The 22,600-nt window shown below is 53.6% G+C and carries 16 protein-coding genes and 3 tRNA genes; 10 read left to right on the top strand and 9 right to left on the bottom strand.

The annotated features are described in order from the left end of the window. Positions 1-57: 57 nt before the first annotated feature. Positions 58-6,051, bottom strand: a complete 5,994-nt coding sequence (locus ACX1CU_RS05140) for an alpha-2-macroglobulin family protein (protein ID WP_459401536.1) — start codon at positions 6,049-6,051, stop codon at positions 58-60. A gap of 248 nt (positions 6,052-6,299) precedes the next feature. After that, positions 6,300-6,629 (bottom strand): YqcC family protein, encoded by a 330-nt coding sequence (locus ACX1CU_RS05135; RefSeq protein WP_459401535.1) that lies wholly within the window; start codon positions 6,627-6,629, stop codon positions 6,300-6,302. A 163-nt stretch (positions 6,630-6,792) separates the two neighbouring features. Here ACX1CU_RS05135 and ACX1CU_RS05130 point away from each other — a divergent pair, with 163 nt between their 5' ends. Beyond that, positions 6,793-8,031: an MFS transporter gene (locus ACX1CU_RS05130; protein ID WP_459401534.1), complete on the top strand. Its 1,239-nt coding sequence runs from the start codon at positions 6,793-6,795 to the stop codon at positions 8,029-8,031. Between the two features lie 623 nt (positions 8,032-8,654). Here ACX1CU_RS05130 and syd read toward each other — a convergent pair. Then, positions 8,655-9,203 carry a SecY-interacting protein gene (gene syd / locus ACX1CU_RS05125; RefSeq protein WP_459401533.1) on the bottom strand — a complete coding sequence of 183 codons (549 nt, stop codon included), beginning with the start codon at positions 9,201-9,203 and terminating at the stop codon, positions 8,655-8,657. Positions 9,204-9,265: 62 nt separating this feature from the next. On the opposite strand from syd, the gene queF reads away from it, so the two are divergent. From queF to xni, 3 genes are all read left to right on the top strand, one after another. Next, positions 9,266-10,111 carry an NADPH-dependent 7-cyano-7-deazaguanine reductase QueF gene (gene queF / locus ACX1CU_RS05120; RefSeq protein WP_459401532.1) on the top strand — a complete coding sequence of 282 codons (846 nt, stop codon included), beginning with the start codon at positions 9,266-9,268 and terminating at the stop codon, positions 10,109-10,111. A 218-nt stretch (positions 10,112-10,329) separates the two neighbouring features. Then, positions 10,330-11,682 carry a nucleotide 5'-monophosphate nucleosidase PpnN gene (gene ppnN / locus ACX1CU_RS05115; protein WP_459401531.1) on the top strand — a complete coding sequence of 451 codons (1,353 nt, stop codon included), beginning with the start codon at positions 10,330-10,332 and terminating at the stop codon, positions 11,680-11,682. 54 nt (positions 11,683-11,736) lie between these two features. Next, positions 11,737-12,495, top strand: a complete 759-nt coding sequence (xni, locus tag ACX1CU_RS05110; protein ID WP_459401530.1) for a flap endonuclease Xni — start codon at positions 11,737-11,739, stop codon at positions 12,493-12,495. Between the two features lie 41 nt (positions 12,496-12,536). Here the strand turns inward: xni and rlmM are convergent, their stop codons facing one another. The 3 genes from rlmM to ACX1CU_RS05095 are packed head-to-tail and all read right to left on the bottom strand — an operon-like array spanning position 12,537 to position 14,973. After that, positions 12,537-13,637, bottom strand: a complete 1,101-nt coding sequence (gene rlmM, locus ACX1CU_RS05105) for a 23S rRNA (cytidine(2498)-2'-O)-methyltransferase RlmM (RefSeq protein WP_459401529.1) — start codon at positions 13,635-13,637, stop codon at positions 12,537-12,539. Then, positions 13,630-14,025, bottom strand: a complete 396-nt coding sequence (locus ACX1CU_RS05100; protein WP_459401528.1) for a DUF423 domain-containing protein — start codon at positions 14,023-14,025, stop codon at positions 13,630-13,632. The genes rlmM and ACX1CU_RS05100 overlap by 8 nt, the downstream gene beginning before the upstream one ends. 30 nt (positions 14,026-14,055) lie before the next feature. Further along, positions 14,056-14,973 (bottom strand): transcriptional regulator GcvA, encoded by a 918-nt coding sequence (locus ACX1CU_RS05095; RefSeq protein ID WP_459401527.1) that lies wholly within the window; start codon positions 14,971-14,973, stop codon positions 14,056-14,058. Between the two features lie 481 nt (positions 14,974-15,454). Here ACX1CU_RS05095 and csdA point away from each other — a divergent pair, with 481 nt between their 5' ends. Then, entirely contained in the window at positions 15,455-16,660 is a 1,206-nt protein-coding gene (gene csdA, locus ACX1CU_RS05090) for a cysteine desulfurase CsdA (protein ID WP_459401526.1), read from the top strand. A 7-nt stretch (positions 16,661-16,667) separates the two neighbouring features. Then, positions 16,668-17,102: a cysteine desulfurase sulfur acceptor subunit CsdE gene (gene csdE, locus ACX1CU_RS05085; protein ID WP_459402725.1), complete on the top strand. Its 435-nt coding sequence runs from the start codon at positions 16,668-16,670 to the stop codon at positions 17,100-17,102. Here the strand turns inward: csdE and tcdA are convergent. Continuing rightward, the gene (gene tcdA / locus ACX1CU_RS05080) at positions 17,093-17,899 is read right to left on the bottom strand and encodes a tRNA cyclic N6-threonylcarbamoyladenosine(37) synthase TcdA (protein WP_459401525.1); all 807 of its coding nucleotides are present in this window, start codon (positions 17,897-17,899) and stop codon (positions 17,093-17,095) included. The genes csdE and tcdA overlap by 10 nt on opposite strands. 82 nt (positions 17,900-17,981) lie before the next feature. Continuing rightward, on the bottom strand, positions 17,982-19,127 hold the full coding sequence (mltA, locus tag ACX1CU_RS05075; protein ID WP_459401524.1) for a murein transglycosylase A: 1,146 nt from the start codon (positions 19,125-19,127) through the stop codon (positions 17,982-17,984). A 214-nt stretch (positions 19,128-19,341) separates the two neighbouring features. Between mltA and ACX1CU_RS05070 the strand changes: the two genes are divergently transcribed. The 3 genes from ACX1CU_RS05070 (at position 19,342) to ACX1CU_RS05060 (ending at position 19,700) form a co-directional block, all read left to right on the top strand. Then, positions 19,342-19,418: transfer RNA gene (locus tag ACX1CU_RS05070), tRNA-Met, on the top strand. 66 nt (positions 19,419-19,484) lie between these two features. Beyond that, positions 19,485-19,561: transfer RNA gene (locus ACX1CU_RS05065), tRNA-Met, on the top strand. A gap of 62 nt (positions 19,562-19,623) precedes the next feature. Continuing rightward, a tRNA-Met gene (locus ACX1CU_RS05060) sits at positions 19,624-19,700 on the top strand. Between the two features lie 94 nt (positions 19,701-19,794). Here ACX1CU_RS05060 and amiC read toward each other — a convergent pair. Next, the gene (gene amiC / locus ACX1CU_RS05055; protein ID WP_459401523.1) at positions 19,795-21,045 is read right to left on the bottom strand and encodes an N-acetylmuramoyl-L-alanine amidase AmiC; all 1,251 of its coding nucleotides are present in this window, start codon (positions 21,043-21,045) and stop codon (positions 19,795-19,797) included. Between the two features lie 229 nt (positions 21,046-21,274). On the opposite strand from amiC, the gene argA reads away from it, so the two are divergent. After that, positions 21,275-22,600, top strand: a complete 1,326-nt coding sequence (gene argA, locus ACX1CU_RS05050; RefSeq protein ID WP_459401522.1) for an amino-acid N-acetyltransferase — start codon at positions 21,275-21,277, stop codon at positions 22,598-22,600.

Genomic DNA, 22,600 nt, shown 5'->3' with positions numbered 1-22,600 from the left:
CATTGACTCAGCACATCCCCCCGCCGTTGACCAACGACAGGGGGTAATGGCGGTTTATTAGTTTTTCGCTGGTCCAACAACCAATTTACCGCTGCTGACCGATACCGCCTGCACTTCACGATCGTACATGGCTTCACCGTAAGCCGGTGGGATCACAAAGCTACCGGTGTTGGTCGCTTTGATCTGGTAAACGAACTCCTGCACATCGGTCGTGGCACTACCATAAATGATCACCCGATCTTCGCGGATATCACTGTAGTCCGGCGCCCAGGTGGAGCCCGATACCGCCAGCGGCGACTGCCAGCCAGCGTCTGTATCATCACTACCTTCCCCTTCGCTCTCCGTTTCCGGTGGCGGAGGCGTTTGCTGCACTACCTCAAACCCGCCAGGCAGCAGATCGACAATCGCCAGATTATCCTGCCCCTCTTTCGAGTTGGCTCGGATTTTCAGATGCACATTGATTTTCTGCCCCAGCGTCACCTGCGCTAGTGGTTTACCTTGCTCATCGGTGTAATCACGGGTGATTTCCAGGCCGCGCGAAATCGCTTTCTGCGGCGCAGCAAGATCGTAACCGGCTTGCGTCACCACGTACCAAGCTGGCGCATCACGGCTATTTTCAAACTGGATAGCTTGCGCATCAGCAGTAAACTGCCCTTTGATAAACCGCCCTTCCAACGCCGAAATGATCTGTGGATCAACATCGCTACGCTTGCTGGTTTGCGCGATCTTCAGCGTCTCCGCCGAGGAGGACTGCGCCGTTACCTGTGCCGAATAACTCTCCAGCGCCAGAATGCTCATAGCCGAAGAATAGGTGGTATAGCGCTCTTCTCTCAGCGCCTTGACCATATTCTCCAGCACCTGCGGAGGTATCGCAGACACTTTTTCCGGGAAATGGCGGGTAATCAGATACAACCGCGTGGCGTCCTGCACTAACGGATCGAAATAATTCTGCGTCCACCAGCCCTTGTCATAGGCTTTGCTGAGTTCATTCCAGCTTGGCTGCAACAGCGCATTGGCTTCATCATCCATTTTTAACAGGCGGTAAGACGAAGCCAGATACAGAGCACTCAGATCGGTTTTCCAGCTCTCTGGATACAGTTTCTGCAACGTATCCTGCACCGAAGCCAGCAAGTTAGTGGTGATTTCACCCTGCAACGTCAACAGATAAACCGCCCAGGTAAGCAGGCGCAAATGATACAGATCGTCATAACGGCTGGCAGCCAGTTCACGCAGCGCACCGTTGGCATCCTCCAGCATGCCGGTTGGCAGCGCATAACCTGCCGCTTTAACTTCCAGCAGATATTGCACCACATACGGCGTCACAAACGGATCGGCATCCGGCGATGAACGCCATGCGCCAATCGCACCGCTGTCATTCTGGCGTGAACGCAGTACGCCGAGCAGGTTTTTCAACTGTTTGCTGACTTCTGCCTGGCTCAGGCTGCTGTTCATTTCCGGGTGCTGTCCTTGCAGCATCAGCGGGATTGAGCGGCTGACAATCTGCTCAGAACAGTGATACGGATAATCCGCCAGATATTGAGCCAAGCCGCTGGTCAGCACCAATGGCGAATAAGAGACTGCCGCTCGACGCTGCGCATAGGCATCAAACATCTGGCGCAGATTATCGATTTTCTGGCTACTGCCGTTCATCCGGCCCATCACCGACTGCGTGCGGTAAGGCATCGCCGGGCGCACCGAGGTGCTGATGGTACGGCGGCTGGTTTTGTCGCCATAGCGGGCATCGAACACCAGCGGTGCATCGCCGAGGGATGATTTGGCACGCAGGCGGAAGCTCACCACACCTTCACGTTTTTCTGCCAACGACAGGTTTTGTTCGGCATTACCCACCACTTCCAGCTGTGGTGGCGGCGTCAGTTGGATGCTCACCGCAACGGCTTGACCATTCAGCCCTTCGAGGTTGTTGCTGACCCCAACGCTGACATCAAACTCATCACCCGGTGCCACCATCGCAGGCACATTCGGCGTCATAATAAAATTGTCACGCACAGTTGCGGAAGTCTGCGCTTTGCCGATTCTGTCCGGCGTAACCGAAATCGCCATCACCCGAATTTTGCCGTTGAAATAATCCGGCACCGGATAGTCGAACTGTTTCTCACCATTCACTTCGGTAATACCCGACCAGTAGGCCACCGGCTTGTCACGCTTGCGCTTGAACGGATTCAGATTGAGATCCAACCCTTCACCGCCATCACCACCCGGTGCCGCCGTCAGCGCCATCAGTTTGCTGAATTCCGGCAGGATCAAATCGAGGATTTGCGAGCTTTCAACCCTCAGTTCCCGCTTGCGGAAGAAGTACTCCAGCGGATCTTTCAGGCGATAGCGTGCCACCTGCAGGATCCCTTCATCTACGGCAAATAGCGCTACCTGCTGCGGGCCATCGGTTTTCACCGTCATCGCCAGATTTTCACCCGGCTTGATCACCGCAGGTGCCAGCACTTCAAGGCTGTTCTGGCGGGCGCGAGTGCTGATTTTAAATGGCATTACGCCATAGCTCAGCGGGCTCATAAAGATTTCGCTGGAATTCACATCCCGCACGAACTGCACGTTAACGTAGCCGTTGCCTTCCATCCCGGCAGGGACACGGATCTTTTGTACCGAACTGGTGGTATCGGAATGGAACCATTGCCAGCCGTATACCCGATCCTTTTCGATGGTAATCAAGCCGCTACCGGTATAAGGGGCATTGATCGAAACCTCGATCTCTTCACCCGGCTGATATTCCGATTGGTTCAGTTTCAGCTTCAGTTCGGCATTGCGATCCAGTGAGCGGCTGAGGTTGGCATTGCCCGCCACGCTGTAGGCAATGCGGTTGAGCACTTTACCCTGTGCATCTTCAATCACCAGCACAAAGTCGCCCGGTTTATTGGTCGCCAGCGTCAGGTCGTTACCCTGTTCAGTCAGTGCCAATGGCTGTTCGGAAAGCTGCACTTCCTTCATCTTCGACTGATATTTGTAAACCCCGGAGTCCTGCTTGGTGAGCACAGAAATGTAGCGTTGCTCGATCAACACCAGCTTCAAATCAGGTAACGCAATCTGCTTGAGCGCAGGATCGACGGCAATCACGTTCAGGTGACGTGCCGCATCACGGTTGATGTAGCCTAAATCGCCGTCCGGTTTCACGCCGATCAGATAATCATAAGGTGACACCAGCACCCGCGCAGTCGCCGCCACTGAGCGACCACCACCGGCGACAAAAGCCTCCGACAGCAACTGCAGTTGGTAAGTGGCATCCGCATAGGATTTCAGATCCAGCGGGATATTTGCCACGCCCTGCTCATTGGTGGTTCTATCTTCCAGTTCGGTTTCAAAACCATCGCTGTTCTGGCGGTTCTCGTAGAAAGTGTAATCAGGGAATTGGTCAAAATTAGGATACATCGGCCGCAGCGTCAGCTTCGAGGTTACCCGGCGATCTTGCGCTGGCGTGCCGAACAGGTTCTGCACATCAATGTTTGCCTGCAATTCAGAGGGCTTCACCCACCCCTGCTGGCGATTCGGCGTGAGTTCCAGCTTCACTTTCAACTGATCGGGCTCAAATTCCTTCACATTCACGGCGGTATGGCCGAGCAACGCCGTGGTGTCATTATTCTTGCCAATCAAGTACAGGTAGACGTTCCATTCACCCGTCGGCGCATTTTCGTCAGTGGTATAACTCAGTTCGTTGAAACCACTGCTGCCGAGGGTCAGCGGCACCGTGGTCATCAGTTTGTCGCGCGGGTCACGGATCTCGGCACGCACCGGCACACCGGCAAGAGCGACGCTCCAATCGGCAGCGCGGGTAATCAAGCCAATATTGACGGTATCCCCAGGCCTATAAACGCCCCGGTCAGAGAACAGGTAGCTGCTCAGAGTGCGCGGATCGACCGGCGTTTCTTCGCCTGAGATATCAAAACGCGAGAAATCCAGCCCACGATCGTTATAGTCACCGGTTGGCAGGAAGGAGACATCACCTTCCTTTTCCACGAGGAACATCACCGGCTTACGCTCGTTGGTATACACGTCCAGCGCCGGGAAACGCACATGGCCGTTGGCATCGGTGGTTTGGCTGAGCAGCGCTACGCCGTTTTTAGCGATCACCGATACTTTGGCATTGCTGACCGGCGCTCCGTTATTGATCGACTGCACAAAGACATCGCGCGTTTTATCCTGAGAGCGTTTGGCAATAATCCCCAGATCGGTCACGACGACAAAGCGCGAGTCCCCTACGCTGGGCGCATCATCGCTTTCTTCTTCGGTCTGTTCACTCTCCTCTTCTTCCGCAGCTTGCGGCTGCTTTTTCTTCTCCGGTTGCCATTCCGACAGCGTTAACAAAAATACGCCACGATGAGAATCTGGGCTGGTAGAGAGATAACGTGAGAGATCAATGCCCTGATAGTTCACTTCGCCCGGTTTATCATTGTTGATCACCGTCTGGTATTTGAAGTGCTCCGTAAAATATTCGTCATTAAGCTGGTTGAACTGTGCCGAAGAGTATTCGCTGCTTTTGAAAGAGACAATGTGTTGTAACTGGCTCGGAATCACCCGCTTGATGTCCAAACGCAGGCCCGGTACGTTGCGAGCCGCTACGCTGACTTGCTTGTCACCATTGACCGACAGCAGCGAACCCTGCGACATAAACTGCAAGGATTTCGGATAATCTGGCACTTCTACGATGCGATAAACCTTTTCTGGCATTTTATAGCCGCCGGAGGAGGTCATCAGATCATCAATTTCTATCAGCATAAAGCGGTGAGCAGGTGCATCAAACTTGAAGCTGAACTGCGGCTGATAGCTTTCTTCCGCCTCGTTGAGCGTGATATTCAGCGGCGTCGACTGCGCCAGCACGCTATTATCAACGCTCTGGACACTCCAGCGATAAAACTGGTTCGGATCCCAATCGGCCTCTGCCTCATTAAGGTCGTGCTGCGGCAGCAACCAGGCTTTGACCGCGCGGCCAACATCGGTATCTTTCACCGCATCGCTAAAGGCGACGATCAATGCACGCTGGCCTTTAGCCCCATCGGCATCCACCACTTGGGCATTGGTATCCTTCACCATCAGGCTGTACAGCGTCGGCACAGATACCCAGTTATCTTTGGTTTCCGTAGTCGCATTGGCAGATACCACAGATTTAACACCCTGACCGATAGCAAGATGCACGGAACCACCGTGATCCAACGCTTTCAGTGGTTCCGAATGCACCCAGGCATTCAGTTTTTTCTCGTCATAGACCAAAGAGAAATTGAGTTTCTTTTCCGATTTGGCCTTGGCTTCCGTCAGCCCAAGCGCGATCTGCTTTTCAAAACTCGCCACATCGACTGGCGCATTGAATTTTACGTTGAAGATAGCGCTACGCTTTTGCGGATCTTGTGGGTCCTGATAATACTCGGCTTTCCCCAACTGATAGCCGAACGCAGGCACGCTGAAGCTGTAGCTTGTGTTGCTAAGCTTAATTTGTGGAGCCAGCAACACGGCAGGATCGAGGTTAACCTCGAATTTAGCCCCCATCGGCAACGGATTTTTTGGCGTAAATACCAGAGTCCAAGCATTACGCCATTGCCACTGCCCCTCTGTGGCTGGGTTAAGCGTAACGCCTTTTTCCACCACTTTACCCACATCGGTCAGCGGAGCGACCGAGTTGCGGAAAGCAAGAACCACTTCCTGCGGTGCAGATTTTGCTAGCGCATAATTGACGGGTTCGGGATCAGACACCTTAACGCTGGTCTCCTGATATACCATTGGTGCCGGTTCAATCGGCTGCGGCCGGTTTAGCCACCAGTTCCAACCATAGAACGCACCACCAGCAGCGCACAATAACACCAGCAACGACAGGCTGATGGCTTTCGGATATTTGTTCACCCCGCTTTCCAACCGCAGGAAACCACGCTTCAACCCACCTGACAGCGCTACCGCCCAGGCAGGAGCATTCCAGTTAACGTTGCCGACCACCGGCTTGAACAGCCGCCCCAGCAAACCCAGAATAAAAGCCAACAGGCGAAACACGCCTTTTATCAACGTAAAAGGCAGACGAAGGATGAACTTTAATAAATCCATTATTGCAGCACCTTATGATCCCTTATAAATACCCAGAAGAATCTTCTAATTCTTAAATACACATATTGAATGCAGCGTTATGCATACAAGTGAATACAACGAAATAAATCGGCTTCTTAGTCTATATATCATCAAAAAATTTAGCTGCATTTTTCAGCAGAATTGCTTCACAGGCCGCACAACGGCCTGCAAATCTGCAAAAATAGCCTAAAAGGCGATGTATCCCTGAGCCGAAACACGGCAATACATTACTGTGGTTCTTTATTCAGTAACGAATCCAAACGCTGCAACAACACCAACAGTGGCATACAGTTTGGCTGTTTATCCTTCAGCGCCTCTTCAAAATAAGGTGCGATCATAAAGCGCGTTGGTAATGGTGCTTTGGCATCCAGCAACGCGGTCATACGCGGCAGCAGTACCCACTGCAGCCACTCCTCTGCCCGCATACTGTCTACGCAGAAAGGCTCAGGGCTGGAGAAAGCCTCAGGCTCAGGCGGTGCAGCCTGCCACAGTGCCAAATCCCGCATGGCTTGTTCAATCGCCTGTAAACTGCGGCGAACCTGGTTTTCTATACTCATTTGCATTCCCAAACTGTGTGGCCCTGATATCAGCGCGAAAGCATAGCATTTAAGCCATGCGCCCCCCAACTCCGCTGAGTTGGTGATATATGCATATTTTATCTGGTGACGCCGCGCGCGGCACGGCACAATACGCCCACTCAAAACCACACAGATGAAAGACATGTCCGCAATCTCATCAACAAAAAATCACGCGACACCCGGTAAAGCCATGTTGGCTTCGGTTACCGGTTATGCAATGGATGGCTTCGATTTGCTGATACTCGGCTTTATGCTGCCGGTGATCACCTCTGAATTGGGTCTGACCTCATCGGAAGCGGGTTCTCTGGTTACCTGGACGCTGATCGGCGCAGTGATCGGTGGCGTGATCTTCGGCCACCTCAGCGACCGTTTCGGGCGCATCCGCATTCTGACCCTCACCATTTTGATGTTCTCCCTGTTTACCGGCCTGTGTGCTGTCGCCGTCGGCTACTGGGATCTGCTCGCTTACCGCACATTAGCCGGTATCGGGCTGGGTGGTGAGTTTGGTATCGGCATGGCGCTGATCGCCGAAGCCTGGCCAGCAGAGAAACGCAACCGCGCCTCAGCCTACGTTGGCATGGGTTGGCAGCTTGGCGTGCTTGCCGCCGCCTTCCTGACCCCGTTGTTACTACCTTATATCGGCTGGCGTGGCATGTTCCTGGTTGGCCTGCTGCCAGCGCTGGTTTCTTTCTTTATCCGCCGTACCATGGGTGAACCCAAAGAATTCGTGCAGCAGCAAGCCGGTGAACAACACCTGTCCTTCACTCAACGGGTAAAACTGCTGTTCAAGGATCGTGCTACAAGCAGAGCCAGCGTAGGGATCCTCATCCTTTGTTCGGTACAAAACTTCGGTTATTACGGGCTGATGATTTGGATGCCAACCTATCTGGCAAAAAACTTTGGTTTTTCACTGACCAAATCCGGTGTCTGGACTGCGGTCACGGTGCTCGGCATGACCTTCGGTATTTGGCTGTTCGGGATATTGGCTGACCGCTTCCCACGCTGGAAAATCTTCGTGATCTACCAGATCGGTGCAGTAGTGATGGTGATTTGCTACGCCCAGCTCAGCGACCCAACCTTGATGCTGTTTGCGGGTGCGCTCATGGGAGTATTTGTTAACGGTATGATTGGTGGCTATGGCGCTTTGATTTCGGATACTTACCCGGTGCAGGCGCGTGCTACTGCGCAAAATATCCTGTTCAACCTGGGGCGTGGCGTTGGCGGACTTGGGCCGTTAGTGATTGGTGCGCTAGTGACGCAGGTTTCCTTTACGGCAGCTATCAGCCTGCTGGCGGGCATTTACCTGTTGGATATTTACGCCACTCTGTTCCTGTTGCCAAAGAAGCAGAGCACGGGAGATGTATTGGGGGCCATTGGTTAATAACGGAAGTTAATTATTAACAACGTTAATCATTTTTAGTTATCGGGTACTAAAAACCAAAAAGTTGGGGGCACTGCGTTAACAGTGCCCCCGGTTCGTTTTATAGCTATCCCGCTAAACAGTGTGCTCCCTGCTCAATCCCTGAAAACTTTTCCTTCGGCCATCCTGACCAAACAATCCTTGCTATGTCCTGTAGCATCGTCCTGACGCGGTTCCTTAGTCTTCCTGACCCACCAGCAGTCCTGCGCTAGCTCTCAATCTCCGTCCTGGAGGTGTCCCTGGTTTCAGTCCTGAAACATCCTGGGCATCATCATGATACCAATCCTTTCCACTCTCCCTGAGTGCATCCATTTCTTCTTCCTGAAGCTACATCATCCTGATGTTTTCCTGCTCCAACCAGTTCCTATCCGGTATACATAAGATCGCTTAATTCCTTCCGTCTCACAAGACTATGTAAGACAGATTACATCAAACTTTATTAAGGGATTATCCTAAGTCCATTTTAACTGATTGATCTGGATAGCAATAAGTCCAATCCAAGCCACCCATCAGAAAAAATTAAAAGCGATCTCTTACAGCCTTTGTAAGAGATCTCTCACACGCGCTCGATACAAAAAGGACAACTAATCCAACACAGGACGTAACATACGGAGAAAATCAGCTAGTGAGTTGGACAAAAACGTACGTTTATCGCTGCCAAATTGCTCAAGCACCACATTACCGCTGACGTTACACAGTGACACCATCGTCATCTCTGACTCCGTCGTTGCCAGGAATAACGTCGGGGAAAGTTTGAGGCGTTTTTGTGTGACCAGATGCCCGATCAGGTTCTCCTGCAAGCGGATAAAATCATCCTCGCTCCATACCTGTAACAGCGTCATTCGATGCGCTTCAAACTGCGCGCTCATATCCCCAGCATATTGCTGAGTATAAAAGATATGGATATCCGGCTGTAATTGCAGTTCCAGTGCATTTTCCACCTTCACCAACGTAGCCTCAGGGATAAACGACTGCGGCAACCACAACACTTGATCATCACGGTTTTCTACAATGCACGGTGAAGCAACACCGTACAGCTCCTGGCTTGCGGGCGCATGACCACGCTGCTGCTGCCAGAGATCGACATAACGCCGGGTAAATTCACGCAGTGCGTGCGATACATCCTGGTCCATATTTTTTCTCACATACGCTAAACTGGCGGCTATTGTACCTTTCCAAGACCAAGGTGACAGCTATGTCCTCTTATCAAGACCATCAGGCTCTGTCGACGCTGACGCTGGGCAAACCGACCGCTTACCATGACCACTACGACGCTGCGTTGCTACAGGCGGTCCCACGCAGTATGAATCGTGAACCTTTGGGGCTTTATCCCGATAACCTGCCGTTCCATGGGGCCGATATCTGGACGCTGTATGAGCTTTCCTGGTTGAATGCCAAAGGCCTGCCGCAGGTTGCGGTTGGCGAAATCAGCCTGAATGCCAACAGCCTCAACCTGATCGAATCCAAAAGCTTTAAGCTCTACCTCAACAGTTTTAACCAGACCCATTTCCCTGATTGGGAAACAGTGCGCAATACGCTGCAACGCGATTTGTCAGCCTGCGCACAGGGGGAAGTCGGCGTGACCTTGTACAGCGTCGAGCAGATCGCAGGTTCGCCGATCGCCCATTTTGCCGGTGAGTGTATTGATGCGCAGGATATCAGCATTGATGACTATAAATTCAACGCAGGTTATCTGAAAGGTGCCACCAGCGAACAACAAGTGGAAGAAACGCTGGTCAGCCATCTGCTGAAATCCAATTGCTTGATCACCCATCAGCCGGATTGGGGCTCCGTGCAAATCCGCTATCGCGGCCCGCAAATCAACCGTGAAGCGCTGCTGCGCTATCTGGTTTCGTTCCGCCATCACAACGAATTTCATGAGCAATGCGTTGAGCGTATTTTTAACGATCTGTTGCGTTTCTGCCAACCGGAGCAACTGAGCGTTTATGCACGTTATACCCGGCGTGGCGGGTTGGATATCAACCCATGGCGCAGCAATGTGCTTTTCGAGCCTACTCGCGGCCGTCTAGCCCGCCAATAATGCGAGACACTGCTCAACAACTGAGCTAACGAGCGGTTTTTATTGGTAAAAATCCGGGGACGGCGGTAAGGTTAAATCAAGAGTGTCTGCCATTTAGCACGATATTCTGGCAGGAAATTCAAAAATCCTTACCGCAGTGTGCAAAAGATGAATGCACAAAAGCTGTTCTGCTGCGGTATGGATTATTACCGCCCCAGCGTGGGCGTAAAGGAGTGACCTTGATTACACATATCAGCCCGCTTGGCTCTATGGATCTGTTGTCGCAGCTAGAAGTCGATATGCTAAAGCGTACTGCCAGCAGCGATCTATACCGTTTATTCCGCAATTGTTCTTTGGCCGTGTTGAACTCCGGCAGCCAGACTGACAGCAGTAAACAGTTGCTGTCCCGCTATGAAACTTTTGATATCAACGTGCTGCGCCGTGAACGTGGGGTGAAGCTGGAGCTGGTCAACCCGCCAGAAGACGCTTTCGTTGATGGCCGCATCATCCGTTCACTACAGGCTAACCTGTTTGCCGTTTTGCGCGATATTCTTTTCGTGCATGGTCAACTCGTCAGCGCCCGGCATCTCCAGGAAGATTCCATCCATATCACCAACCTGGTGTTCTCTATTCTGCGTAATGCCCGCACGCTGCACCTTGATGAAGATCCAAACCTGGTGGTGTGCTGGGGCGGCCATTCGATTAACGAAAATGAATACCTGTATGCGCGCAAAGTAGGTAGCCAACTGGGCCTGCGTGAGCTGAACATCTGCACCGGCTGTGGGCCGGGAGCCATGGAAGCCCCGATGAAAGGGGCCGCCGTCGGCCATGCACAGCAGCGCTACCGTAACAGCCGTTTTATCGGCATGACCGAGCCTTCTATCATCGCCGCAGAGCCGCCGAATCCACTGGTGAATGAACTGGTGATCATGCCAGACATCGAGAAACGCCTGGAAGCCTTTGTGCGTATCGCCCACGGTATCATCATCTTCCCTGGCGGGGTTGGCACCGCAGAAGAACTGCTGTATCTGCTGGGTATTCTGATGAACCCGGAAAACAGCGAGCAAGTGCTGCCGCTGATCCTCACCGGGCCGAAAGAGAGCGCCGACTACTTCCAAGTGCTTGATGCATTCATTATGAATACGCTGGGTGATGCGGCACGCCGTCATTACACCATCATCATCGACGATCCGGCAGAAGTTGCCCGTCAGATGAAGAAAGCCATGCCATTGGTGAAAGAGAACCGCCGTAATAGCGGGGATGCTTACAGCTTCAACTGGTCGATTCGTATTGCGCCGGATCTGCAACTGCCATTTGAGCCAACCCATGAAAACATGGCCAACCTCAACCTGTATCCGAATCAACCCGCAGAACAACTGGCTGCAGCGCTGCGTCGGGCATTCTCCGGCATCGTGGCAGGTAACGTGAAAGAGAACGGCATTCATGCCATTGAGCAGTTTGGCCCCTACAAACTGCACGGTGATACGCAGATGATGAAACAGATGGATAGTCTGTTACAGGGTTTTGTCGCCCAGCACCGCATGAAACTGCCGGGGACCGCTTACGTGCCCTGTTATGAGATTGTGGCCTGATCATCAATTCCGGGCGGCGTGAAGCCGCCCCTCTTTTTTCTGATGTTGCCGCCCATGCCAATACACTTACTGATCGTTGACGCACTTAACTTAATCCGCCGCATTCACGCTGTTCAGGGATCTCCATGCCTGAATGCCTGCCAGAACGCTTTACAACAGTTGATCCAGCACAGCCAACCAACCCATGCGGTCGCCGTGTTCGACGAAGACGATCGCAGTGAAAGCTGGCGCCACCAAGCACTGCCTGATTACAAGGCCGGGCGCTCACCAATGCCGGAAAACCTGCAACAGGAAATGCCGCAACTGCGCCAGGCTTTTGCCGCCTTAGGTGTGGCCAGTTGGCATTCGGCAGGTAATGAAGCGGACGATCTGGCCGCCACGCTGGCCACCAAGGTGGCTAACGGCGGCTATCAGGTCACGATCGTTTCTACCGACAAAGGTTATTGCCAGTTACTGGCACCGAACATACAAATCCGTGATTACTTTCAGAAGCGCTGGCTGGACTTGCCGTTTGTGCAAAACGAGTTCGGCGTACTGCCGCAGCAGTTGCCGGACTATTGGGGGTTGGCGGGGATCAGCAGCAGCAAGATCCCCGGTGTCGCAGGTATCGGGCCTAAAACGGCGGTCTTACTATTACAGCAGGCTGGTAGCCTGGACACCCTGTTCGCCGACCTGCAACAGGTGCCAGAGAAATGGCGTGGCAAGCTACAGCAACACCGTGAGATGGCCTATATCAGTAAACAGGTGGCCACATTGCGTACCGATTTGACCTTGACCGGTAACCTACAGCAACTGCGGTTACCAGCACGGTAATCTCCCTTGGCGCAACGGAACGCCAAAGGAGAGAGTGGCGATCAACGCTCGTCGCGACGGCCAGGAATGGCCGACCACATGCGGCGCACATGCACGGTGACTTCTTCACGATCGTGGTACAGCTGCTTGGCATGAATTTCTGCGCTGATATCCGCCGCGGCCAAAGCTTCCCGAATACTTTGCAGATTCTGGGAAACCTCTTCATAGCGCTTCTTCATCGGCAATTTCAGGTTGAAGATTGCCTCGCGGCACCAGCCGTTGATCAGCCAGTGAATCATCAGGCCCGTCACGCGCGCCGGTTGTTCCACCATATCGCACACCAGCCAATAGATTTTGCTGCTGGTCGGTTCGAATTTAAAACCGTCAGCGCGGTGGTGGGTCACCTGCCCGGTATCCATCAGGCTCTGGGCCATCGTGCCGTTATCCACCGCATGTACCATCATGCTGCGTTTTACCAGTTGATAGGTCCAACCTCCGGGGCAAGCCCCCAGATCGACCGCATGCATACCGCTGCCCAGGCGCTCCTCCCACTCGTCGGCAGGAATAAACACATGGAACGCCTCTTCCAGCTTCAGCGTGGAACGGCTTGGCGCGTCCGATGGGAACTTCAAGCGCGGGATCCCCATGTAGAATGGCGAGTTGTTGTTACTGTAGGAATAGCCCACATAGCAGCAACCGGGGGCGATAAAGAACACATGTACTACCGGGCGCGTTGGGTTTTCACGCGCCATCAGCACCTTTTGTTCGCGCATGGCAATACGCAGCGGCACCGTCAGTTTGCGGCAGAACTTCATCAGTTCTTTGCTTTCGTTAGTGTCCGGCACTTCCACCCGCAGTTCACCACCGCGATCGACTACGCCCATCAGCATCCCGACAATCGGCGACACCCGATCTTCCGGCGGTAAATCACGCAGCAACTCACCCACCACGATCATCTGACGAACAAAAATCAGCTCACGGAACGGAATTTCTTTGGCCAGACGATCGGCATCGTCCGGCTGATAGCATTCAAACAGCACATAGCCGCTGTTCTCTTTGACCCGCGCAAAGCCGAATATTTCCAATTGGGCGGCTTTGTCGGTAATTTCCGCCGCACACTCTTTTTCAAAACCAGGGCGGCAGTACAACGCGATTTTATTCATGGCGCTCGGCCTTTTTCCTCAGACGCAAAGCGCCAATCAACATCAATGCCCACCCGATCAGGAAGCACATGCCCCCCACCGGTGTGAGATAAACCCAGAACTTCAGGTGAGATAGCGCCAGACAATACAGACTGCCGCTGAACAACAAAATGCCTAACGCCAGCAGCGCTCCACTCCAGTAAAACCACAGGCTGACCCGGCGCTGCATCGCGATGGCCAACGCCAGAATAGCCAAGGTGTGGAACCCTTGATACTCAAGCCCGGTGCGTATCCAGGCCATTTCGTTGGCCCCCAGCATATTACTCAATACGTGCGCACCAAATGCCCCCAAAGCGACATATAAAAAACCACTGATAGCGGCAAAAATCAGCATAGAACGACTACTCATCGTTATTCACCTTATAGAGATTAACCGGCCTTACTGTTCATAGCGAAAGCGGAACTTTTCCTGCTCGCTGGCTGCACGCGCCAGGATCCATTGACGAAAGGCGGCTATTTTACCCAGTTCTGCCTGGCTGTCATGACATACCAGATAAAAAGCATTCTTACTTACCAGCACATCGTTGAACGGGCACACCAAGCGCCCGGCTTCAATTTCGGTTTGCGCCATCACGTTATTGACCAGCGCAATGCCTTGGCCATGCACCGCCGCCTGCACCACCATGGCACTGTGGCTGAAGATGGGCCCCTGCTGCACGTTAATGTGCTGTAATCCCAACTGCCGGGTATAGGCCAGCCAGTCGCGGCGTGAAGTATCATGCAGAAGCGTGTGATAAGCCAGATCGGCTGGCGCTTTTAGCGCATGTTCGCCCGTCAGCAGCGTTGGCGAGCAGACGGGCAGCAGATATTCCGCATACAGACGCTCGGCACGCACCCCCTGCCAGTTGCCACGGCCATAGAAGATTGCCACGTCAACATCGTCTGCCAGTTTATCTTCTTCACGGTCAATGGCTTGTATACGGACATCGATCCCCGGATAAGCTGAATTAAAGCCAGAAAGGCGCGGCACCAGCCACTGAATGGCAAAGCTGGGTGGCAGACTTACCGTCAAAGCCCCCTTGGCGCTACGTGCCTGAAGCTTGCGCGTGGCCTCATTAATCGAAGTGAAAATCTCTTTGATATCCAGGTAATAGCTTTGCCCTTCCTCGGTTAGCAGCAGCGAACGGTTACGCCGCCGGAACAGCTTCAATCCAAGAAAATCTTCCAGCGATTTGATCTGGTGACTCACCGCCGCTTGAGTCACAAACAGTTCCTCTGCCGCTTTGGTAAAGCTCAGATGACGGGCTGCCGCGTCAAAAACCCGCAGCGCATTAAGAGGTGGTAAGCGTTTAGACATGAATTAGCTACTTTTGTGTAACAACTTTCCGAATTATTCGGCATAAAAAAATCAGGCAGCGTTATCTATAACGCAGTGGCCCTGCCAGAGTGAGTTATTTCCATTAGTTTTTTTAATCCGAGCCATTATAAATTGTCCGTTGAGCCTGCGCCAGTAAATACCTATAGTGGCGACACTTCCTGAGCCGGAACGAAAAGGAATTGGGTGTCGAAGACGCCGATGAACTTTTGGCTCTGTGGTTGTGATGTTGTGTTTGCAAATTGTCCGCCAGTCCGGACGTGGTAGCTAAGCTACTGTTTTTTCAATTTCTGTATATTTACCCTGTCTGTCCATAGTGATTTTATGCAGCACCGCAAGATTTGCGGTGCTTTTTTTTGCCGGTAATTCAGCATTCTTTTCAGCTCGAATTATTCAGGAAACTTGTCTCAGCCGAAAAAATAGGACAGGATCGTGGCCTGACAAAGCCAGTGATAACCCGCTTATGACACCTTTCAATCCCACCAATTTCCGCCGCCAGTTTCCGGCCCTCAAACAGCCAGGGATCTATCTCGACAGCGCCGCAACTGCGCTGAAACCGCAAGCGGTGATCGACGCCACGCAGCAGTTCTACAGCGCAGATGCTGCCACCGTCCACCGCAGCCAGCACCGGGCAGCGCAGGATCTGACTGCCCGTTTCGAGCGGGCGCGTCAGCAGGTGGCAACGCTGATTAATGCTCCGCAGGCAGATGACATCGTCTGGACGCGCGGCACCACCGAAGCGATCAACCTGGTCGCACAAAGTTATGCCCGCCCGCGCCTGCAACCAGGCGATCAGATCCTGGTGAGCGAAGCCGAACACCATGCCAACCTGATCCCCTGGCTGATGGTAGCGGAGCAAACCGATACTCAGGTGGTGAAACTGCCGCTGGGCAGCGATCGGCTGCCGGATCTGGCGTTGCTCCCCACCCTGCTCAATGAGAAAACCCGGATTTTGGCACTGGGGCAGATGTCTAACGTCACCGGGGGTTGCCCAGACCTGGCGTTCGCGATCGAACTGGCGCACGCCGCGGGTGCCGTGGTGATGATCGACGGTGCGCAAGGCGTGGTGCATTGCCCAGCGGATGTTCAGCAACTGGATATCGATTTTTATGCGTTCTCGGGGCATAAACTCTATGGCCCGACCGGCATTGGTGCGCTCTATGGCAAAACTGCGTTGCTGGCAGAAATGGGCCCCTGGCAAGGCGGTGGCAAAATGCTGACCGAAGCTTCCTTCAACGGTTTTACCGCACAAAAACCACCACACTGTTTTGAAGCAGGCACCCCCAATATCGCCGGTGTGCTTGGGTTGGCCGCGGCCCTCGATTGGATAAGCACCCAGGATATGGCGGCAGCCGAACAATACAGCCGCGATTTGGCACACAGTGCCGAGCAGCGGTTGGCTCAGTTGCCGGGGTTCCGTAGTTTCCGCTGTTCCGGCTCCAGCCTGTTGGCGTTTGATATTGCCGGTATCCATCATAGCGACATCATTACCTTGCTGGCTGAGCAGGGCATCGCGCTGCGTGCTGGCCAGCATTGCGCTCAACCGCTAATCGCCGCCCTTGGGGTCAGCGGTACGCTGCGCGCCTCGTTCGCCCCTTACAACCGGCCAGAAGATGTAGATGCCCTAGTCAACGCGCTGGAAAGCGCCATCGAATTGCTGGCGGAATAAGATGAACCTGCTTGCCCCCCATCCTTTTGGCCGTGAAATTACCGCCGAGATGCTGACAGCTAAATTTAACGCGCTGAAACAGTGGGAAGACCGCTATCGTCAGTTGATCATGCTGGCAAAACAGTTACCACCGTTGCCAGAAGAACTCCGGCAAGCGGAAATGGAACTGAGCGGTTGTGAAAACCGTGTTTGGCTCGGGCATCAGCGGCTGGAAGATGGCTCATTGCACTTCTATGGCGACAGCGAAGGCCGCATCGTGCGCGGTTTGTTGGCGATCCTGCTGACCGCCGTAGAGGGCAAAACACCACAACAGATCCTGGCCGCAGATCCCCTGGCTTTGTTCGATCGTCTGGCGCTGCGTAGCCAACTCAGCGCCACGCGCGCCAGCGGCCTGCAAGCGTTGGCTGCGGCTGTTAAAGGTGTTGCAGCGCGCTACGCCTGACGCGCTGCTTTAGCCACCATCTTTTTCAGCGCATGAGAAACGGCAACAAAGCCAAAGGTGGCGGTAACCATGGTTGCCGCGCCAAAACCTGCGCTGCAATCCATTTTCTTCGGCCCTTCCGCCGTGCTGCGGGAAGCGCAGACGGTGCCATCCGGCTGCGGATAAACCAGCGGCTCGGTGGAGAACACACAATCAATCCCCAGCTTGCCTTTGCTGTTTTTCACCACGTTGAAGTCATTCTTCAGCCTTTCACGCAGTTTCGCCGCCAGCGGATCCTGAATGGTCTTTGCCAGATCGGCTACTTCAATCCGCGTTGGATCGATCTGCCCACCGGCCCCGCCGGTAGTCACCACCGGGATTTTAAAGCGGCGGCAGTAGGCCAATAACGCCGCTTTCGGCCGCACGCTGTCAATCGCATCAATCACATAGCTGAAATTGTGGTTCAGCAGCTCAGCGACATTGTCCGGCGTAATGAAATCATCTACGCAGGTCACTTGGCATTCTGGGTTAATCGCCAGAATACGCTCCGCCATTACCTCGGTTTTGGACTGGCCAACATGCTGGCGTAACGCATGGATCTGACGATTGGTATTCGTGACGCACACATCATCCATGTCGATCAACGTAATAGCACCGATACCGGTTCTTGCCAGCGCCTCCGCCGCCCACGACCCTACTCCGCCGATGCCGATCACACACACGTGCGCCTGGGCAAACAGCGCCAGCGCAGGCTGGCCGTACAAACGCGCGGTGCCGCCAAAACGCTGTAAATAGGCCTCTGAATAGGGTGTACTCATCTCGCTTTTATTACCTTAATCTTGCAAATGATAAGGGCCGGAAGATCCGGCCCCTGCGGGTCAAATTCTGCGTCCCTTGCCCTTAGCGGGTGACCAGTTGGGAACCGCCCGAGGTAGACTGCTGCTGGTAAGCACTGAACTGCGACAGACCACCATCGGCCCCTTTCAGCACCCACACGCGGCCATAGTGGTTATAGTAACCCGCCGAATGACCGGCTTCTGGACCAATACCCTGGTACATGTCGAAGTGCTGGCCTTTAATCGCACCGCCCACATCTAAGGCGACCATCAGACGCATTTCGTATTTTCCCGTGAACTTGCCCCGGTTGTCCAGCAGCGGCACTTCTGCCAGCAGCGTGGTTCCCGCCGGAATCAACGAACGATCGGATGCCACTGAGGCTTTGGCCACCAGCGGTACGGCACTGGCGCCCTTCACCGGAGCAAAATGTTGCGGATGGAAGAACACAAAGGAAGGGTTCTGCTCCAGCAGTTCGCGCACTTCTGCTTCGCTGTGATTCTCCGCCCATTGGCGGATCGCCTGCATCGACATATCAGCCTTGGTGACTTCACCACGATCGATCAACACCTTGCCGATACTGCGATAGGCATGACCATTCTTGCCGCTGTAGCCAAAGAACACCAACGGCTGGCCGTTACCGAAATCAACATAACCGCTGCCCTGGACTTCCATCATAAAGTTATCCATCAGCGAATTGGTATAAGCGATGATGTAACGACTATCGAGCGCGCCAGAGTAAATGGCTGCGCGATCCGGCAAACGGCGTTTACCTTTGGCCGGCATACGATATAACGGATAGCGGAACTCACCCTGCGGGGTATAACGTGCCTGCAAAACCGGAGTGTAATAACCGGTAAACTGGACGTTACCGTAGTTATCCACGCCTTCCATCTGATAGGCGCTCAGGCCGAACTGACTCAGTTGGCGAGTATCCGCACCGGAAGCCATCCAGCTTTGCACCGCTTGGTAAGTCGTGTTGTTGCGGCTAAAGAGAGCTGGCGAAGCATTCTTAATCTGCATCAATTGATCGGAGTAGTCTTGGGCGTTAACGGGAACGCCTCTGGTGTTGGGCTGATTCACCAACTCCAGCGCCTGATCCAGACGGCCGTCTTTATACTGCTGCCCGTGGTCGGTCGGTTTTGATGAACACCCTGCCAGTACGGCAATCACTAATCCACCCAGCAGGTATTTGCCCCAACGTCCTTTCATTACATGCTCTCTCAGGCTGATATGTTCTATCGGCGAACGATAACAAACGGCTATAAATAAAGGAATCTTTGCCGCCAAAAATTCCCGGTGAAGTGATTATGATGAAAAAAAAGCCAATCTGAGGACTAATTCAGCATACAGATGGCTTTGAGGGGAATATTTGCAAAAAGGGTTGCAACAAAACGCATGGAGAGTATAGTGCGCTTCCATCGGACGCGGGGTGGAGCAGCCTGGTAGCTCGTCGGGCTCATAACCCGAAGGTCGTCGGTTCAAATCCGGCCTCCGCAACCAACCGATACTGCAACAGCAGTATCAGATAAAAGGTTGAATCCGATGGAAAAACAGGTATTATACGGACGCGGGGTGGAGCAGCCTGGTAGCTCGTCGGGCTCATAACCCGAAGGTCGTCGGTTCAAATCCGGCCCCCGCAACCAACCGATACTGTACCAGCGGTATCACATGAAAGTTGGTTCGATAATATCAGTATCAAGACGGACGCGGGGTGGAGCAGCCTGGTAGCTCGTCGGGCTCATAACCCGAAGGTCGTCGGTTCAAATCCGGCCTCCGCAACCAATCTTGATAACCACGAACAAGCACCTTAACAGGTGTTTTTTTGTATCTGGAGTTTGTGAAACTTGCCATTAACCGGGCATCCTGCCCCTACTGGTTAGTGACGAGCCTGCGCCCCGCCGTTGGCGAAGTAAGCCTTAATCCCCGCCAGAATAGACTCCGCGATCTGCTGCTGAAAATGGCTGGTACGCAGTTTGCGTTCTTCCTCAATGTTACTGATAAACGCCGTTTCAACCAGGATTGACGGGATGTCCGGCGCCTTTAGCACGGCAAAACCGGCCTGATCGACACTTTTTTTGTGCAAAGGATTAATTTTCCCCATTCGGCTGAGCACTTCCTTGCCGAATTTAAGGCTGTCATTGATGGTGGCGGTTTGCAGCAAATCAAACAGCGTATGATCCAGATAGCGGTCACCGCTCTTGCTTACGCCACCAATCTCATCGGAAGCGTTCTGGGTCTGCGCCAGAAATTTGGCGGTATTGCTGGTCGCGCCCTTGGTCGACAGGGCAAAAACCGAAGAGCCGCGCGCCGTGCGGTTGCTAAACGCATCGGCATGGATGGAGACAAACAGATCGGCGCGCTGCTTGCGGGCTTTCGCCACGCGCACCTTCAGCGGGATAAACACGTCATCGTTGCGCGTCATAAACACTTTCATGTTCGGCTCACGCTTGATAAGCGCACTAAGACGGCGCGCAATCTGCAACACCACATCTTTTTCACGCGTCTTATTTTTGCCGATTGCACCAGGGTCTTCACCGCCGTGCCCTGGATCCAGCACGATCACCATCGGCCGATCGCGCCCTGCCTTACCAGCCTGCGGCGCTTCCGCCGGTAACGATCGCTCCAGATCCCCTTTGTTGTAATCTTCCAGCAATGCCAGTAGCGGATCATACTCTTCGCCGGTGCCGCCCTTGGTGGGATAGAGATCCACCACCAGTCGATTGCGGTATTCAGCCACCGGCGACAAATTAAACATATTCGGGCTAACGCTCTGCTTAAGCTCCAACACCAACCTGACGGTGTTTTTATCGAACTGGCCGACGCGCGCCTGCTTTAGGTAAGGGTCTTCCTTGCGCACCTGCCCAGCCAGCCCTTTGAGCACGCTATTGAGGTGAACACCTTCGATGTCGATCTCGATGCGGTCAGGATTGGCAAGCGCGAACTGTTGGTATTTCAGCGGCACGCTGGATTCCAACGTCACGCGGGTGTAGGTCGAGGAAGGCCAGACGCGAACGGCAATCACATTCGCAGCGGCGGCAAAACCTACGCGGCTCACACTCAGCAACCAGGTTGCGGCAACCCCCTGTAACAAACGACGGCGGCCTGGATTGTGGTTAGAGTTAGGCATGCGGCTCCAGCAGCGATAAAGATTTAAGAAAACACCCAAAAGTGAGAATGGCAAAAACTTTAACCAATCCATTCGTGGCTGTCATTAGGAAATCTTTTTATGTTTTTTCAATTTGTTAATGAAATAACTGAGTTAACCAAGATCTCCACGCAAATTCCTGCTTGCCATCGGGGCAATAAAAGAATAAAAATACAAAAATACCGTATAAATATGCAAAAGAGGTTTTGCCGTGAAGGAACGTAGCACAGAGCTGGTCCAAGGATTCCGTCACTCAGTTCCCTATATTAATGCTCACCGTGGCAAGACGTTTGTCATCATGCTGGGTGGGGAAGCCATCGAGCATGAAAATTTCTCCAGTATCGTCAATGATATCGGGCTATTGCACAGCCTGGGGATCCGTCTGGTGGTGGTGTATGGTGCACGGCCGCAGATTGACAGTAATCTGGCGCAGCACAATTACGAACCGATTTATCACAAGCATACCCGCGTTACCGATGCCCATGCGCTGGAACTGGTCAAACAGGCTGCTGGCCTGCTGCAACTGGATATCACCGCACGGCTCTCCATGAGCCTGAACAACACGCCGCTGCAAGGGGCGCACATCAACGTGGTGAGCGGCAACTTTATCATTGCCCAACCGCTCGGTGTGGATGACGGCGTTGACTATTGCCACAGCGGCCGTATCCGCCGTATCGATGAAGAAGCCATCCATCGCCAGCTCGACAGCAATGCAATTGTGCTGATTGGCCCGGTGGCAGTTTCCGTTACCGGCGAGAGCTTCAATCTGACTTCGGAAGAGGTGGCCACGCAGTTGGCCATCAAACTGAAGGCAGAAAAAATGATTGGTTTCTGCTCATCGCAAGGGGTGGCTAACGCAGAGGGGCAGATCGCGCCCGAGTTGTTCCCCAACGATGCGCAAAAGCGCATTGAGCAGTTGGAAGCAACCGGCGATTACTACTCCGGCACCGTGCGTTTCCTGCGCGGTGCGGTCAAAGCCTGCCGCAGCGGTGTGCGCCGCAGCCACCTGATCAGCTATCAGGAGGACGGAGCGCTGGTGCAGGAACTGTTCTCACGCGACGGTATCGGTACTCAGATCGTTATGGAGAGCGCAGAACAGGTACGCCGTGCGACGATCAACGACATCGGTGGCATACTCGAGCTGATTCGCCCGCTGGAGCAGCAAGGTATTCTGGTGCGCCGTTCGCGGGAACAGCTGGAAATGGAGATCGACAAGTTCACGATTATCGAGCGCGATAACCTGACGATCGCCTGTGCGGCACTCTATCCATTCCTGGAAGAGAAAATTGGTGAGATGGCCTGTGTGGCAGTCCACCCGGATTACCGCAGTTCGTCGCGTGGCGAAATGCTGTTGCAAAGGGTAGAGAGCCAGGCGCGGCAGATGGGCTTGCAGAAGCTGTTTGTATTGACCACCCGCAGCATTCACTGGTTCCAGGAGCGTGGCTTTACGCCTGCGGAAGTGGACGTTCTGCCAATGCAGAAGCAGGCGTTGTACAACTATCAGCGCCGTTCAAAAATCCTGCTGGCCGATCTGTAA

The sequence above is a fragment of the Serratia sp. D1N4 genome, assembly GCF_054552755.1.
Note: the sequence above shows the minus strand (reverse complement) of the source record. Positions and strands in the feature narration are given on the sequence as shown.